The following is a 15,914-nucleotide window of genomic DNA, read 5'->3' on the forward strand; positions in this document are numbered from 1 at the left end:
CGTCTGAGGATCAGGTGTCTTTGCGTAATTTTTCTTGACATTATAGGAAAAATATTTCATGGTGTTTGATTATAGAGTCACTCCTTGAGGAGCTGGGCATTCCGGGCTGTTCAAGGATAGATGCTGTATGGAATCTCCACATCCTTCAAAGTCTTCTCCTCCTTCCGATGAAGAAATTCATCGAAAGCGCCTGGGAGATCTGACGCTTTCCCTTGGATCTTCCCAAGGGTCACCCGGACAATTATCTTCGAAATCGGAAGCGTCGAGCCATAATACCCGATTGCCCGAGACTCGCCAATCCAAGATATCCCCAGGTACCCCACAACCTGATCTGCAAGAGGAATTGCATGCTCTCCGACAGCAAGTGGAGCGGTTCATTCTGGCCTCCCAGGGGTCTCGTGAGGGATTGTGGGTCGCTGAAATTCGTCCGGATATTCCCTGGTACTCTCCAGAGTGTCCGGTGTGGTACTCCCCTCAGTTTATCGCGATGTTGGGGTATGAGGAATCCGAGTTCCCTGGAGTAATGGGGAGTTGGGAGCAACGGTTACACCCTGACGATCGGGAGCGAGTGTTCGAGGCCTTAACCAATCATATTGAAAAAAGGATTCCCTATCATGTGGAGTCCCGGTTACGCACTAAATCAAAAGGTTATCGTTGGTTTGAGGCCACCGGAGAGGGAACCTTTGATGCCGATGGCCGGTTACTTCGAGGAGGAGGAACCATACGCGATATCACGGAGCGCAAGTTGGCGGATGACATATCAAGGCGGAACCACGCTCTGTTGGATGCGGTCCTCGAAGAAATGAGTGATGTGGTCTACGTCAAGGACCAGGATGGTCGTTACCTCCTGGTGAATCCCTCGGGCGCGGAGATTATGGGAAAGGCCATCCATGAGGTCATCGGAAAAAACCGATGAGGAAATATTTGGCACCCAGCCGCATGCGTTGTTTGTCGAGGGGGATGACCATGTGATGCAATCTGCGGGAACTCAGACATTTGAGGTCGAAGTTCAGGAGCAGCATCCTGTGTCCCGAACGTTTTTAGTGACCAAAGACTCGTTTGGATCGTTACCGGATGGTCAGAACGGGGTCTTGGGTTTTGCTCGCGATATTACGTTCCGAAAAGCCGCTGAGCTCATCATTCAGGAACGAGAAAAACGCTTCCGGGCCATTATGGAAAATGCCTATGATCTGATCACGGAAACCGATGCAGAAGGACGGTTCCTCTATGTGAGTCCAAATTTCAAAGAATCTCTCGGGTACAGCTCCCAAGATCTACTTGGTACGAGTGTCTTTGCCCCGGTTCATCCTGAGGATCGAGACAGGGTGGTGGGGGAGTTTTGTCAAGGCATGAAGACCCATGGTTCCGGCCGTTCGGTCTACCGCTATCGGCATCAGAATGGGGAGTACCACTGGTTTGAAAGCACCGGGCGAGCCTTTCAAACGGCACTTGGGGAACTGCGTGCTGTCGTCATCTCGCGAGATATTACACAGAGAAAACAATGGGAAGATGCGCTGGAGGCAATTGTTAAAGGCAATGTGATCCCCGGCTCTCCAGATTTCTTCGAAGTCCTTGTCGGTGAATTGGCGAAAGCGCTTCAGGTGCCTATGGTGTTTTTGTCAGAGCGGATTGAGGCAAATGCCAGCAAAGCCCGGACATTGGCTTTTTGGAACCACGACCATTTTGAGCCCTCAACGGTGTATGATTGTCTGGGGGGACCTTGCGAACTCGTACTTGGGGGTACCTCTGTGGACCAGCCTTCCGGTGTTCAACAACTCTTTCCTGGCAGTGAAGCGATTCAAACTTTGAGAGTTGAGGCGTATTATGGAACGCCTCTGTTTAATTCCAAGAATGAGGTCGTGGGAAATCTAGCGCTTTTGGATACGAATCCGCATGTTCTTTCCTCTCAAGGGCAAAATCTTTTGAAGATTTTTGCCGCACGCGCAGGAGCGGAACTGGAGCGCAAGCGGGCACAGGAAGAAGTCCAAAACAGCCAGGACAAGTATCGTGAGCTCTACGATCAGACTCCCTTAATTTATTTTACGGTGAATAGTCAGGGGATCATTCTCTCCGTCAATCAATATGGGGCTCAAGTGTTGGGGTATCGGGTTGAGGAATTGCTGGGCACCTCTGCATTCTCCGTGGTCTATGAGGAGGATCGTGGACTGTTTCAATCAGGTCTGGAGAAGGGGTTGCGTGAATCCACCAAAGGGATTCTTCCTGACTTTCGGAAAGTGAAAAAGGATGGGACCATCATTTGGGTGAAAGAGACGATTCAGGCCATTGAGAAGCAGTCAGGGCCTCGGGTGTGGTTACTGTCTTGTGAGGATATTACAGAGCGGAAACGGACTGAAGAGGCTTTATTATTGAGTGAGATGCAATTGCGGCATACCCAAAAAATGGAGGCAATTGGCACATTGGCCGGGGGCATTGCCCATGACTTTAATAATATTTTGGGTGCGATCCTGGGATATTCCGAATTGGCGATGGCCTATGCCACACAGGATGAACGCTTAAAATCATATTTAAACGAAGTGGTGGCCGCCGGGAATCGGGCCCGTGATCTTGTGAAACAGATTTTAGCCTTTAGCCGGCGCTCGGAAAAGGATAAAGAGGCCGTTGATCTGCGATTGGTCATTCGGGATGTTCTGAAAATGGTCCGTGCCAGCTTTCCTTCCTCGATTGAAATTCGAACGTCGTTGGATCTCGAATCCACGGTGATTTATGGTGACCGGACGCAAATGCAACAAGTAATTATGAATCTGTGTGCCAATGCAGAATATGCCATGCGGGAAGAGGGCGGTCTGTTGGAAATAGCCTTAGGCCAGGAGTGTATTCCTGAGGAAGGCATGCCGGGCCTGGGCCTATGCAAAGCCGGGTCCTACCTTCAGGTGGTGATTCGTGACTCAGGAAAGGGCATTCCGCTCGAAATGGTCGAGAGAATTTTTGAGCCATTTTTTACCACAAAACCGGCCGGGGAGGGCACGGGACTCGGGCTGGCGGTTGTCCATGGGATTGTCCATAACCATGGGGGTGGGATTGCGGTGTCCAGTTGTCCGGGAGAGGGGACGACCTTCACGGTACTCCTGCCGCGTTTGGATGTGATTGCACCCGAAAAACCTGAGGAAGTCACTGCCTGGCCGACCGGTTCCGGAAGGGTCTTATTTGTGGATGATGAGGAAATGCTGACGCGCTGGGGGACACAATTTCTCAGCCATTTAGGCTATGCCGTTGTGGCAAGGGTCAATCCGTATGAAGCATTAGATCTGTTTCGGGCACATCCCTCGGATTTTGATGTGGTCGTGACGGATCAAACCATGCCGACGATGAGCGGGGAGGCCTTATCTCGTGCGTTGTTAGGTATTCGAGCGGATATTCCCATTCTGTTGTGCACGGGGTTTAGCCACACCATGACTCAAGAAAAAGCCAAGCAACTCGGCATTCGGGCCTTCTTGATGAAGCCGGTCAACGGACTGTCTCTGGCTCTTGCGCTCCGGGACATCCTGGGGGAAGGTACTACTCCGGATCCCACGGTTCATTCCTGACGGGTCATCTGACATTAATCCACCATTATGGTCGTTGTTCCGCGCTCTTGAATGGTTTGTGAGAGATCGGCCGACCTTTCAGCCACGTGCCACCGCAGGCGATTCTCCTCAGCAGGTGTGTGGTTATTTCACTTCAACCTCGATTGAATCAGTCGTGTCAAGAAGTTCATGGTCATGATCGGCCACCTTGACCGTGATCAGATGCTTGCCCGGAGGCAGTCCTTTGAGGGTGCCTTTGAATCCTTTTTGGTATTGGCCATCAACATAGGCATGTATATGGTCGCCTTTGGTGCCCTTTTGTAACGTATACGTGAGTTCAACGGTCGATCCGACGATTTCGCCATTGCGCGGGGAGGTAATCGTCAGTTGAGATCCTTCCTTTTCCCCGGCAGAAGCCGACAACCCACCCATAGCGATAACGCTTCCCACGATTGCCACTTGGAAAATCCAGGATTTCATACGTCTCTCCTTGGTCTTCGAAAGTTTTATTGAATGAAGTTTTCTATGAGGGTGACAACCGGGGAATTATTGCCGAAAAAATTCTGGAGGGCAAGATTTCATGAAGCTCGAAATGCGAATAGACCAGAAGGTTGGGTTCATCAATAAAAAATGACATAAGTCTGGTGGAAAACAGAAAGAGACAAGGCTTTGTCAAATTGTTTTAAGTCAATGAATTTGCGTGAACAGGTGCTCCCATTGCGAAATGGTAGCCATACTGGGTTGCTCACCGGGGTTCGCGTGGCTCTATTTGAGCCGGGTTTCGTCCCGGTGGCCGAGGTCCTTTTGTTTCGGGAAAAGGACCCAAACAGCGGTCGCGCTCCTCGAGACGCACTATGCAAACGGACGCCCCGTCCGGCCGCATTGGAGGGGACGGACGCGAGCCACGGAAGAGCGGGCCAACTCGCGGGGCTCAGACAAGGCCCGCGGGAAGATTAAGAGCGTCCGTCCCGAGGGCCGGATGGCAGGCGTCAAAAGCTAAGAGGAAAGGGATGGAATTATAATCAATGCGCAACTGTTTTCCGAAATCAGCAACATCATGTTGAAGGTGGCCGACGAGTCGGTGACGAATGGGAAGATTGAACAGGGTTTCTCAAGCTTTGAAAAGTGGGGGTGCGATTTTTTAAAAAAAGCTGCGCCAAGGGCATTCTATGAGGAATAATCTGAACAGTGCATTTTGGGGCCCGAAAAGAGTCCTTGATCCTTCTGGTGGAACTCAGACGGTGCGACTACATCTCGAAGGGGAAAAAGCCTTAGAGGTATCTTGCGGAGGAGTATTTGTTGGTCGTTGATTGATGGATGTCAAATTTCGTGACCCAGTCTACGGCATTACAGAGTTCTTGGAAATCCAGGGGCTTTTCAAAGACCCGATTAACTCCGTTTTTAAATGCGCGAAGACGGACAATGTGGGATAATTCGGCAGTTATCAGAAAAATGGAGAGAATTTCCTGTGAATATTTATGATTGACTTGCTCAATGAAATCAAGTCCATCCATCTGGGGCATGTTGTTGTCGGTAATGATGATGGAGACGGACTCATTCCGCAAAATTTCAAGCCCTTCCATACCATTTCCTGCTTCTGAACACATATACCCCCGAAGCTCTAAAAATTCTTTCAGGCAGGTTCGATGATGTCGATCATCATCAACTAACAGGATTCGGTCTTTGATGGGAACCTTGGGAGGGCCGGATTTTGGTGAATGCTGATACACGCCTAAAATTTTCATGATGTTTTACAATTATTGGTGTCGAAATGATCTCTCTCAAAGGGTGGCGGAGGGACTTTTGAGAAGGTGGCTGATGAGGAGACCAGACTTCGGGTGCGGTCGAAATCGTAGTTCCCCTGAAACCAGTCCCTCCGCCGAGGCTCATAAAGTGGCGCTCAATTCCAGTTTTGCCATGTTTCAAATTAATTAATAGGACATCCGAACCACGCTGGTCTCCATATCATTGAGCTAGTTAATGAAACGGCAAATTCAAAAATTTACTTGCCCCATATTATTGGCGAGTTGCCATAGTCGAGGAATTTAAATGCAAAGGGTGTTCCATGTAATTTTTTTTATAAAAATTCAGTATTTTCAAATGGTTGCAAATTGCCTTGGTATAGGATTTGTTAAAAGTCATGCAGGTGAAACCCTACAGGACGCAGTCGACTTCCTTCAGAAATACCGGGGCGTACGGGTAAGAACCAGTCATGGACTTTACGATCGTTTAATTTATCAATCAATGGATGACATTCATCCGTCGCCTCACTGAAGGGAAGCATTTAGTAGGCCTGCTGGAGCTTGGGAAAAGCATACTATGAACGCCAGAAGTAGAGGAGTTCCGGCACTCATATATTGAAAAGGGAAAAATATGAGAAAAAATTTCACAGTTCTGGAAATGGATGAATGAGTGACCGACGAGCGGTGAGTCATGAACATGAATCAAAAAGTTCCGTTCTTACATTAGGATTGAGCTGGCTCAAAATAGTCTCGAATTTGGGCTGACAGTCTACCTCATTATGAACTCAGGCGTTTTGCTTGGAGTGCTGTTTCGACGTTGCACTGAAAATTCGATAGAGGCTCGCCCTTCGGGGAACCTTCTTTGGTGGCCATCTTGGAGAAATTTAAAGCTCTACAAACGCTTTGGTATTCCGGTCTCATGTTGCCAATAGTTGGTAAATGCCATTCTCTGAAAAAATCCTGACGAAATGGATACGGAATATTTGATAGATGTTCCGGATAAACAAAACAGTATTCATAGTTGGGGAAGCCACCAAGCTATCGTGATGCAGCATAAAGAAATGTTCGACAGGGCAAGGCTTGATTCATTGAAGGTGAAAAAGATCAGGTAAAAAGGTTGTTTTACGAAGGATTTTCAGGTAGCTTTCCACGCAGGATCCTTGACCCTGATCCTACCCAAAGACCTTCTTAAGTGAGGAGACTGGAGTAGTGGTCAGGAATGCCACATTTGAGTTCTTGACACAATTCGAAGGGACTGCATACAGTTTTGAAATAAGATTATTATGAGGAAAGACAGAGTCCTTACTTACAGTAATTCTTGAAGGGCATGGGGAATCAAATTGAATGGGATGTAGCCGAAGCATCCGTCAGTCAAGAAAGGGAAATGGTGGAGGTAAAAACATGATCGAAGTATTGTCTTTTTCGAATGTAAGGAGAGTAGGGAAATTTGGCCTATTGGGCGGATGCCTGATTGCGATAATGGCGGGGTGTAGTTCCAAACTACAAACGACCGTTGTTAGTGTGACTGAACCTCCTGCTAAGCCCCAGGTGGCAAAGGTTGAACCTGAGGCACCACCTGTTGAGGCGGCTGTTCAGTCACCCGTGCAAGCTGAAACGTTCATTGGGGTTCCGCCTATGGACATTCCTGTTGAAGAGCCTGCCCGCGCGGTTATTCGGCCTTCGGCTACTGCTGATATTTTTGCCACTCCTCGAACGACAGTCGTCGAACCTGCTGCCTCTTCGCCTCTTGAAGCTCCTCTGATCGCTGAACCCGTGATTCCTCCGTCTCCTATACCAACCACGCCAGGCCAGGCTTTTCCTCAAGAATCACAAGAGGTTGGGATCCCGCCGATTGCGCTTGAACCGGAAATGCCGGCAAGACCGGTAATTCGGGAAGACGCGGCTCCGCCGGAACAAATGATCGCTCGGGTGGAACCCGAGGCGGACAAATCGGCCCAGCAATCCCCAGCGCTGCCCGAAGTGATTGAAAAGAAGACGGAAGCTCTGCTCAAATCTTTAGGAGATATTTATTTCGATTATGACCGATTTTCTATTCGGGCGGATGCGATCTCCGTTCTGAAAGAAAATGCCCAAGCACTGGCTTCCGGCTTGGCGAATAACAAGATTGTGATCGAAGGACATTGTGATCAGCGTGGCACGGAAAGTTATAATATGGTGCTTGGTGAGCGACGAGCCAATGCAGTGAGGGAATATTTAGTGGATTTGGGCGTCCCCAGTGAAAATCTGCAGGTTGTGAGTTACGGAAAAGAGAAGCCGTTTTGCACCGATCAGAATGAAGAGTGCTGGCAGGAAAACCGACGTGGGCATTTTGTCGTGCAGTAAGAGTTTTAAGTCAATTTGGCTAGAAAGGTGTCTTGGGGGGGCGTCTGGAATGGAGAACTGAGGAGTCAATTCTTCATAGGGAGCCTGTCTTGTCCATTGTTTATACTCCCCCATTTAGAATTATCGGAAGTCTGCTGATTCTTCTGTTTGAGCCTTATATCTTCCGTATCCAGCCGCTGATTCATCCTTCGGTCTATCCCCATTACAGATAACTGACTCCAGATTTTTCCCCATGAACAGAGCTCGCCTCAATGCACTTATGGCAGTCAGCCAGGCCTAAAAAAGAGAATGCCATAAGGCCGGGACCTTTCTATGGGCTTCATTTTATATGACCGGTTTGTCAAGAAAGGTGCAGGGAATGGAACTATGTCAAAATCTGTTCGCCAATATTCCGGAACACTTTGATCACGAATTGACGAGTGAGGTATTGAGGAGTCGTTCCGTACGAATTGAACGGATAGTGTCACGGGGCCAGGCGTCTCCACCAGACTTTTGGTATGACCAGGCCGAGCATGAATGTGTTGTGGTACTGGCAGGAAAAGCTACACTCAAAATTGAGGGACAACCTGAAATGATGCTTGGTCCCGGGGATACGCTTTATCTTTCCGCCCATACCAGGCATCGTGTGGAATGGACCGATCCCCAACAAGATACGATCTGGCTTGCAGTGTATTGGAGGGACTGAGCCTTTTGCCGGAGCGCAAGCTTAGTCCCCGGGCATACGTTCCTCTGTGTCAGGTTCAATGTTCAGCGTGCTCATGAGTCGGTGCCCCGGTAAATGGGCGAGAATATTCAGTTGAATGCAAGAATAATGAAAGGGGCGATAAGCCAGAATGCTCCTTTGACCAAGAAAAAGACCACTCCATACCATCCAAACTTTTTTATCCAGATAGGTTCCTGTAAAGATTTCTGGAATATCCCGGTTTTCAATGTGCGCATGGTTGTCTTCCCTTCACCGGTAAAGAGATGAAGCCCTCCGCTGCGTGGGTTTTTCACGCAGCGGAGGGTGTGCTTTTGGCCTTCATGTAGCCATCGTCCCTGAGGTTTGAGGTTTCCCCACGATGCTCCCTCCGAATAGCCGTGGAATAAGTTTGGGTACTCGTTCTTGATAATCTGTATACGCCTCTCCATGGAAAGCCACCAAATCCTTCTCTTCCCATTGAATGGCCATCAGGATATAGATGGTTGTCGTCACCGAAAAGACCAGATGGGCAACCGTCATTGTGGGAGTGGCCCAGAAGGCCAAGAGCCAACCGACATAGAGAGGATGGCGTACCTGCCGATACAGGGCCGGGGTTTTAAACGGTAATGGTGTGTACTCTTGTTTTCGCAGATAGAGCCAGACCTGCCGCATACCGAACAAATCAAAATGATTGATGAGGAATGTGGCGATGAGAATTAATCCCCAACCCGCCGCAAACAGGCCATACAGCAGACCCTGCCCGACTGGGTCTTGAATATGCCAAATCCAGCCTCCCATGGGTTGCCAGGCATAAAACAAGAGAGCCAGTGCAATGTTGGTACAGAACACATAGGTGCTACGTTCAATGGGTTTGGGAATATATTGTGTCCACCATTGTTTAAAGGTCTGCCGGGCCATGACGCTATGCTGGACCGCAAAAATCCCCAACAGAAACGAATTGATGGCCAGAGCCTGCCAGACTGGAACCCCGGGTTGGCCATCAATGGTATTGGAGACGCCAAAATTTCCCAGAAAGCCTACGGTATATAAAAAGATGCCTAGAAAAGATAGGTAGCACAGGGTGCCATAGATAAAAAATGCTAGACGTTTCATGATCGTAGCTCCTTTTTGATTCGGACATGTAGGGGCCGGCTGCTTCAGGTTGGGCTTGAGGCAATCAGCTATGTCTCTTGTCAGTTAGTCCCTTTCGTATTCACTGAAATGGCCACCGGAACGGGATTGGATACAATGTCGAATACCGGTGAATAATTCGTCAATTCCCGAAGTGTCTCGGCTGGGGCGTCACTTTTGACGGTGAAATGAACCCGGAGATTTTGATAGCCCGGTCGAACGTCTTTGGACAACCCCAGAAACCCGCGAAAATCCAGGTCGCCCTCTAACCTGGATTCCACTGAGTCGATTTTGATGCCTTGAGCGGCCGCATGATAGACCATCGACGTGGTTAAGCAGGACGCCAGGGCATGCAACACACACTCCACCGGGTTGGCTCCCTGATCTTCTCCTAACAAGACGGGCGGTTCATCGGCATCAAGCACAAACGGTTCGGTTCGGGTCGTATCTTCCTTGCCCACTCCGTAAAACTCCTTGATCGTGGTGCGATTGTGCCCCCCATTGACCCAGTTGTTGGTGGCCCGGAACTGAAATTTGGCCAGACCAGGTTCGCCTTGAATGGCATGGATATTGGCCCCTAATTGTTCGACGTTGACCCCATTGATGGTTGATGTTGTAGCGATTGATGACATGGCACATCCTCCTGGTTGAGTGTGAAACAGCATATGAAAAAAAAGTTGATCCGCCTGACGGCACATCTCCTGAAGGTTCCGCTTTTCAGCTGGCGTCTGAGAGTTTAATTCTCGCTCATCCTGACTCGTCATGATGTTCCTGCCTGCTCCGTTAAGAACCTGCTTGATATGTGATGTCTTTCATGTCGTAGATATTTTGCAGGGGAGGTGCCAGCCTGAAAAATTTTGATAAAATACATAAAAACAATGTTTTGTAATGTCAGGAGGGGAAAAATTCGCTCACGAAATTTGCTGAATTTCGAAATTTCATAAAACAAATTTGCGAAAATTCGCAAAGACAACAGAGCACTGAGTATGAAGAAATCCTGAAGGGGGAAGGGAGAAGATTTGAAAAATGACGGGAAGAAATCGAACAGGAATTATTTCGCGCGGATAATCCCGAGGGCTCGTATACGAGATGCGAGCGTTGAAGCATTCATGCCCAGCAGCTTAGCGGCTCCTTTTTCTCCGGATACTTTCCACCCGCGTTGTTCAAGGGCCAGTAAAATGTTTTGACGCTCAAAATCTTGAATTTCCTGAATGGTTCGAATGCAAGTGGGAGACTCTTGTTTAAGGCTTTCATGAGTCGAATTGGAATTTCCTTTAGCCTCGGGGAGGGCACGGTCAAGATTCAATTGGCCATTTTGCGAAGTGATAACTGCCCGTTCAATCACGTTTTGCAATTCTCGAACATTTCCCGGCCAATGGTAGGCCCTGAGGCGTCCCAGCGCATCCGGAGATAGTGGAGCCACCGTACGACCCATCCGGTGGGCAAAGTGCTGAACAAATGAGGCAGCCAGCAGGACCACATCCTCGCCTCGGGTTCGAAGTGGTGGGAGATGAATGGGAAAGACATTGAGTCGATAGTAGAGATCTTCACGAAATCTTCCTTCCTGGGCTTCCTTCTGTAAGTCGCGGTTTGTGGCCGCCAGGATCCGAACCTTCACTTTTTTGGTGTGGGAACTCCCGACCGGTTCGAACTCCCCTTCCTGAAGTACGCGCAACAGTTTTCCTTGAAGATCCAAAGGTAGTTCGCCGATTTCATCCAGAAAAATGGTCCCCCCGTCGGCTAGTGAAAATCGCCCCTCCCGTTTTTTTGTAGCTCCGGTAAAGGCACCCTGTTCATGTCCAAAAAATTCACTTTCAATTAGGGTCGCAGGAATTGCGGCGCAGTTCACTTTGATAAATGGATGATCCCGCCGCCGGCTGTTAGCATGGATGGCGCGAGCCATCACTTCCTTGCCTGTTCCGGTTTCGCCCGTAATGAGCACGGTGGCTTCGGTATCTGCCACCTGTTGGATGTCTCGAATGACGTGCACCAAGGCGGGGCTATTCCCCAAAATTTCCCCAAAATGTTGGAGCTCATGTAATTCTTCTTTGAGAAATTCTTTTTCAATCGTGAGGGCCCGGATTTTTTGTTCCGCTTCCAGGCGTTCATTCACATTACGAAGAATCAGGGTGTAGTAGACCCTTCCCTCTATATGAAATTGGGAAAGCGTGGCTTCTGCGGGAAATTCCGAGCCGTCCGGGCGGAGGGCCTTGAAGCCACCGGTAATCCAGAGAGATCGCTGGCCTGCAGGTTTCGTGTTGAGATCTTGGATAAGAAGCCGTAATTTTTCAGAGTCCTTTTGGGCAAGGGAGTGGGAAAAATGCTTACCAAACAACTGGGCGGCTTTACATTGAAATACCTTCTCGGCAGCCGGATTGATTCGGGTGACTCGAAGATCTTCATCCAATTCAATAATGGCATCCATGGCACTGTCGACCAATCGCCGCAACTTTTGTTCACGTTCACGTGTCGCGGATTCTGCTTGGATGCGCTGGAGTTCGGCGCTCGCTCTTGATGCAAAAATTCGAACAATCGTCTGCACCCGCGGTTCCGCCGGCATGGGTCTGGTATCCATCACTGCCAGATGCCCAAGGATAGTTCCGATCGAGTCGACAAGCGGGAGACCCATATAGCTGGCTGCCTTCATGCCGATGATCTCCGGATCAATCGGAAAGAGATTCAATAAGTTGTCTGGAAAATGAATGAGTCGGGCTTGCTCGATAACGTGCTCGCAGGGAGTTCCGGTAATATTCATTTCCCAATTTTTGAGGAACGAGCCATCTAAATAAAACGCCAGAGCTTTCATTCGTCGGGAATCAGGAAAATATTCTGTGACCCAGGCGGCATGGGTGTGCAGGGCTTTGGCCAGGTTTTCCACCAGGGCTTCAAAAAATCGTTCCCCCGTGACGGTGGCGGTACCCTCCAGGATAGTTCGGAGTGCAGTCTCTTCGTTGAGGTTCGCTAACGGATTGTGATGGGATCCTGGCATAGCGTTTCCCAAATAAGAACCCTATTATGATCCATTAGTTTTTAAGGTGTAAAGATTGGGCTATTATAGGTTTGAGGATGCTGGATTTTTACAGCATACAAAGGTAGGGCGGTTGATGAGGGTCGGAAGGGAATAGAGTTCCCAGGTGTTGTTTCAGACACACATAAACCTACATGAAATTTAAAAGACACCTTGAGGGAAAATTGATAAGTTCCATCTATCCGGTGTGGTAAAGTAGGTTGATTTTATTTGTAGGGTATTGCCTTGTCGGGTATGTCTGGGCAGGTCACCGAGGAAGCCAGATGGTAGACATGATGGTGCAATCGCTTATCTATGTGGTTGATCCCATGTGTTCGTGGTGCTGGGGATTTTCACCAGTCATTGATGAGATCGTTCGGCGATATCGAGATCGGGTCACGATCGAGATATTGTTAGGTGGTTTGCGCCCTGGCAATACTGAACGGTTTGATGAGCGACGGCGTGCCTACATTCTCAGTCATTGGCATGCGGTCCATGAACGAACCGGCCAGCCATTTAACTTTGATTTTCATCCTGAGCCTTCGTTCATGTATGACACCGAACCGTCATCGCGAGCAATGATGGTGATCCGGCAATTGGCTCCGGATAAGGAATTCATGTTTTTGAATGTTGTGCAGGAAGCATTTTATGTGAAGAACCAGGATGTCACCCATCCGGAGATATTGGCGGATCTTGCCGGCACGCAAGGTATTGACCAGGACAGGTTTCTGGAATGGTTTCATGATTCTGCGATGAAACAATCGGTCTGGCAGGAGTTTGATCGGGCTCGCCAATTGGGAGTGAGTGGTTTTCCAGCCCTGCTAGGTCAAAATGGTCATGCCTACATCAGATTGACGCAGGGGTATCAACCAATAGGTGTGATGGTTTCACTCATTGGCCAATGGCTGGATGGTCCAGCTTCTGGCAACGGCAGCCCGTCGGTCGGATAGATCATTATCTCGGTATAGGATGAGGGATGATTCGGAAATCATGTGCTGTTGTTTATTCATGAACGAAGACCATACAACCAGTATGCCTTCAAATTTCACGGGAGGTTATGTGATGCGGAAGGTTTCCAAAGTGTGTTTTGGGATTGGAACGGTTCTGATCGTTGGTTTTGGGTTTGTCACGGCTTCGGTTGCAGAAATGGCTAAATGGAAACTGGATCATGATCATTCCAGGGTTGGATTTCAAGTTGCCCATATGGTGGTGTCCAAAACCAATGGCAGGTTTACAGAGTATTCAGGAGTTGTGGAGATGGACGCAGAGGAGAAGGAATTTAAAACCATTGAAGCGGTCATTCAGACCGCCTCGGTCACGACTGATCATCAGAAACGGGATGAGCATTTACGAAGCCCGGATTTTTTTGACGTTCAGAAGTTTCCGACCATGACCTATACCATGAAAAGTTATAAGAAAACCGGAGACGATTACACTGCTGTTGGAGATTTGACCTTGTTGGGAGTCACCAGAGAGATTACATTAGTCGGAACGTTTAATGGGGTCGCTCAGGATCCTTGGGGCAATACACGGGGTGGCTTTACCGCTTCCGGCACGCTGAACCGAAAGGATTTCGGCATGAAATTCAGCAAATTATTAGATAGTGGCGGAATGCTCGTGGGTGATGAGGTCAACATCATTCTGGAAATTGAAGTAATCAAAGAAAAGACAGTCGAAAAAGTCAAACAAGAAAAAGAATAAAGTGAGAGGGGGGAATGTGTGGTAACCGTCTGCATGTTCCCTTTGAAAATTCACGAGGAAATCTGAGCAGTGAAGTTTTGGTGAGGTTATATCATGATAATTCAATCGGTGAGCTCAGAACATTTTCCTCAAATGATTCTGCAATACCAGATATCTTCACCCTGGGCACAGATCCTTCGCGGTAAGCTGAGGGTGACAGGCTGCTTGAGGCTTGTCAGCTAACAGGGTAATCAGTGAGAACAGAAATTTGGTAGCAATGGCCAAATTTGCAGGTTGAATGGACTCCAGGGTATCGGATGGTTGATGAAAATGGGGGTGCCTGCCGTTGCTGACCACTGTCACGGTCGGCACCCCGGCCTCAAAAAATGGGACATGATCGCCCCCGGGGAAATAACCATACGTTTGAATATGGTCGCCTAATCCAGCCCGGTCGGCTGCTTGCTGAGCCAGCATCTTATCCATTCGAGTGATTCCAACTGTCAGTGTTCCATCCCCCGCTCCTAGATGATCAAGATTGATCATGGCAACCGTTCGATCCAATGGAAAGGCGGGATGGCTGACATAGAGCATCGATCCCAGTAGGCCTCGTTCTTCTCCGTCAAAAGAGACGAAGAGCACGGTCCGTTTTGGTGAGGTGGTACTTTGGGAGAGCATTCTGGTCAGTTCCAACATCACTGATGTTCCGGATGCATTGTCATCGGCTCCAGGAAAAAGCAAGCCGGCTTGCTGGCCAAAGTGGTCGCGATGCGCACCGATGAGAATGAGTTCTTTGCGTAGCTCCTGATCGCGACCCGGTAACATGGCGATGACATTGGTCAGCGTTCCTAGCTGACTGTGGCTATCCCAATGGAATTGGACCAGAAGCGGAAGGGGTCTGCTATGAAATGTTCCGATATCGTTGGCGGCCTGTTGCAGGGCTTCGAGCGAGTCATTGGCTGTATTCAAGGCCCGGTCAAGAAGTTTCCCGTGTATCCATGCCCCAGGGATGGGGCGGTTTTCGGGTGTTTCCCCATAAATGGCCAAAGGACCCTGCCCCAGACCTTTGCGGGCCTCATAACGACCAAGTAGCGGACCGGTTACCGTCAAATAGCCTACCGCGCCTCTTTCTTTGGCGATGGCCGTTTTTTCCTCATGCGTGATCCATCCCGGGTAGGATGGAGGTTTCCCCCGGAGAAATAGGACGATGCGATTGTCGACATTCATGCCGCCATATTCATCTATACCTCTGGCAGGGTCGACAATGCCGTATCCCACAAAGATGACTTTGGCTGTGGTTCTGGTGGAAGGAGAATCCAAGATCGGAAGAAACTCCTGACCTGGAACTAGTGACATCGTCATTGAGGTCTGGTTCGCGCCGATCAGGGAAAGGGTGAGGGTCGATGGCTCCAGCAATTGAACCGCGGTCATGAACCGTTGTTGCAACCAATGAAAATCCTGTTCGTGTTCTGAAACGTGGTTGGCCGGTTGTAAGCCGAGAGATCGGAATCGATCAACCAGATAGTCGGCCGATTGCAAGCTACCATCCGTGCCGGCCTGCCGACCTTGATACGATGGATGACTCAGTTCGCGAATGTCCTGGATGATATTTCCCAAAACCAGGGGTATGTATGAAGAAGAGGAGGGCTGGTGGTCAAAGCCCAAAACAGGAGTCGTGAGAACGAGCCCTATCAAAAATAGGACAATGGGAAGGCGTAACAAGTTTCTTACCTATTCCTTATCAAAACGCAGATTGAACTTATATGTGCTACAGGGGAAGGGTATACTCGAATGCGTGAAAAATGGAG

General features: G+C 49.1%; 13 protein-coding genes. 7 read left to right on the forward strand and 6 right to left on the reverse strand.

Features of this window, described 5'->3' with window-relative positions:
• Positions 1-127: 127 nt before the first annotated feature.
• A complete protein-coding gene (locus PP769_RS09200) occupies positions 128-916 on the forward strand; it encodes a PAS domain-containing protein (RefSeq protein ID WP_312646802.1) in 789 nt (262 codons plus the stop codon).
• Entirely contained in the window at positions 891-3,545 is a 2,655-nt protein-coding gene (locus tag PP769_RS09205) for a PAS domain-containing hybrid sensor histidine kinase/response regulator (protein WP_312646803.1), read from the forward strand. Before PP769_RS09200 ends, PP769_RS09205 begins: the two co-directional genes overlap by 26 nt.
• Positions 3,546-3,668: 123 nt before the next feature.
• On the opposite strand, the gene PP769_RS09210 is transcribed toward PP769_RS09205, so the two are convergent.
• Entirely contained in the window at positions 3,669-4,004 is a 336-nt protein-coding gene (locus PP769_RS09210) for a hypothetical protein (protein WP_312646805.1), read from the reverse strand.
• A 210-nt stretch (positions 4,005-4,214) separates the two neighbouring features.
• Between PP769_RS09210 and PP769_RS09215 the strand changes: the two genes are divergently transcribed.
• Entirely contained in the window at positions 4,215-4,481 is a 267-nt protein-coding gene (locus PP769_RS09215; protein ID WP_312646806.1) for a hypothetical protein, read from the forward strand.
• A gap of 314 nt (positions 4,482-4,795) precedes the next feature.
• Here the strand turns inward: PP769_RS09215 and PP769_RS09220 are convergent, their stop codons facing one another.
• Complete coding sequence (locus PP769_RS09220; RefSeq protein WP_312646807.1) at positions 4,796-5,269, reverse strand: response regulator; 474 nt, start codon at positions 5,267-5,269, stop codon at positions 4,796-4,798.
• Between the two features lie 1,398 nt (positions 5,270-6,667).
• Between PP769_RS09220 and PP769_RS09225 the strand changes: the two genes are divergently transcribed.
• Both PP769_RS09225 and PP769_RS09230 read left to right on the forward strand, forming a co-directional pair.
• Positions 6,668-7,609 (forward strand): OmpA family protein, encoded by a 942-nt coding sequence (locus PP769_RS09225; RefSeq protein ID WP_312646809.1) that lies wholly within the window; start codon positions 6,668-6,670, stop codon positions 7,607-7,609.
• A gap of 358 nt (positions 7,610-7,967) precedes the next feature.
• Complete coding sequence (locus PP769_RS09230) at positions 7,968-8,294, forward strand: cupin domain-containing protein (protein ID WP_312646810.1); 327 nt, start codon at positions 7,968-7,970, stop codon at positions 8,292-8,294.
• A 336-nt stretch (positions 8,295-8,630) separates the two neighbouring features.
• Here the strand turns inward: PP769_RS09230 and mddA are convergent, their stop codons facing one another.
• From mddA to PP769_RS09245, 3 genes are all read right to left on the reverse strand, one after another.
• On the reverse strand, positions 8,631-9,404 hold the full coding sequence (gene mddA, locus PP769_RS09235) for a methanethiol S-methyltransferase (protein WP_312646811.1): 774 nt from the start codon (positions 9,402-9,404) through the stop codon (positions 8,631-8,633).
• Positions 9,405-9,484: 80 nt separating this feature from the next.
• The gene (locus tag PP769_RS09240; RefSeq protein ID WP_312646812.1) at positions 9,485-10,054 is read right to left on the reverse strand and encodes an OsmC family protein; all 570 of its coding nucleotides are present in this window, start codon (positions 10,052-10,054) and stop codon (positions 9,485-9,487) included.
• Positions 10,055-10,473: 419 nt separating this feature from the next.
• Entirely contained in the window at positions 10,474-12,411 is a 1,938-nt protein-coding gene (locus PP769_RS09245) for a sigma-54 interaction domain-containing protein (protein WP_312646817.1), read from the reverse strand.
• Between the two features lie 311 nt (positions 12,412-12,722).
• On the opposite strand from PP769_RS09245, the gene PP769_RS09250 reads away from it, so the two are divergent.
• Positions 12,723-13,379 (forward strand): DsbA family protein, encoded by a 657-nt coding sequence (locus PP769_RS09250; protein ID WP_312646818.1) that lies wholly within the window; start codon positions 12,723-12,725, stop codon positions 13,377-13,379.
• A 112-nt stretch (positions 13,380-13,491) separates the two neighbouring features.
• Positions 13,492-14,130, forward strand: coding sequence for a YceI family protein (locus tag PP769_RS09255; protein ID WP_312646819.1), 639 nt, complete (start codon positions 13,492-13,494; stop codon positions 14,128-14,130).
• Positions 14,131-14,286: 156 nt separating this feature from the next.
• Here PP769_RS09255 and PP769_RS09260 read toward each other — a convergent pair whose 3' ends face one another.
• The gene (locus PP769_RS09260; RefSeq protein WP_312646820.1) at positions 14,287-15,828 is read right to left on the reverse strand and encodes a M28 family peptidase; all 1,542 of its coding nucleotides are present in this window, start codon (positions 15,826-15,828) and stop codon (positions 14,287-14,289) included.
• Positions 15,829-15,914 lie beyond the last annotated feature (86 nt).

The organism is Candidatus Nitrospira allomarina (assembly GCF_032050975.1).
Taxonomy (GTDB): domain Bacteria; phylum Nitrospirota; class Nitrospiria; order Nitrospirales; family UBA8639; genus Nitrospira_E; species Nitrospira_E allomarina.

Coding starts and splice junctions, on each gene's coding strand:
- PP769_RS09200 (WP_312646802.1), top strand. CDS start 128: ATGGAATCTCCACATCCTTCAAAGTCTTCTCCTCCTTCCGATGAAGAA.
- PP769_RS09205 (WP_312646803.1), top strand. CDS start 891: ATGAGGTCATCGGAAAAAACCGATGAGGAAATATTTGGCACCCAGCCG.
- PP769_RS09210 (WP_312646805.1), bottom strand. CDS start 4,004: ATGAAATCCTGGATTTTCCAAGTGGCAATCGTGGGAAGCGTTATCGCT.
- PP769_RS09215 (WP_312646806.1), top strand. CDS start 4,215: ATGAATTTGCGTGAACAGGTGCTCCCATTGCGAAATGGTAGCCATACT.
- PP769_RS09220 (WP_312646807.1), bottom strand. CDS start 5,269: ATGAAAATTTTAGGCGTGTATCAGCATTCACCAAAATCCGGCCCTCCC.
- PP769_RS09225 (WP_312646809.1), top strand. CDS start 6,668: ATGATCGAAGTATTGTCTTTTTCGAATGTAAGGAGAGTAGGGAAATTT.
- PP769_RS09230 (WP_312646810.1), top strand. CDS start 7,968: ATGGAACTATGTCAAAATCTGTTCGCCAATATTCCGGAACACTTTGAT.
- mddA (WP_312646811.1), bottom strand. CDS start 9,404: ATGAAACGTCTAGCATTTTTTATCTATGGCACCCTGTGCTACCTATCT.
- PP769_RS09240 (WP_312646812.1), bottom strand. CDS start 10,054: ATGTCATCAATCGCTACAACATCAACCATCAATGGGGTCAACGTCGAA.
- PP769_RS09245 (WP_312646817.1), bottom strand. CDS start 12,411: ATGCCAGGATCCCATCACAATCCGTTAGCGAACCTCAACGAAGAGACT.
- PP769_RS09250 (WP_312646818.1), top strand. CDS start 12,723: ATGATGGTGCAATCGCTTATCTATGTGGTTGATCCCATGTGTTCGTGG.
- PP769_RS09255 (WP_312646819.1), top strand. CDS start 13,492: ATGCGGAAGGTTTCCAAAGTGTGTTTTGGGATTGGAACGGTTCTGATC.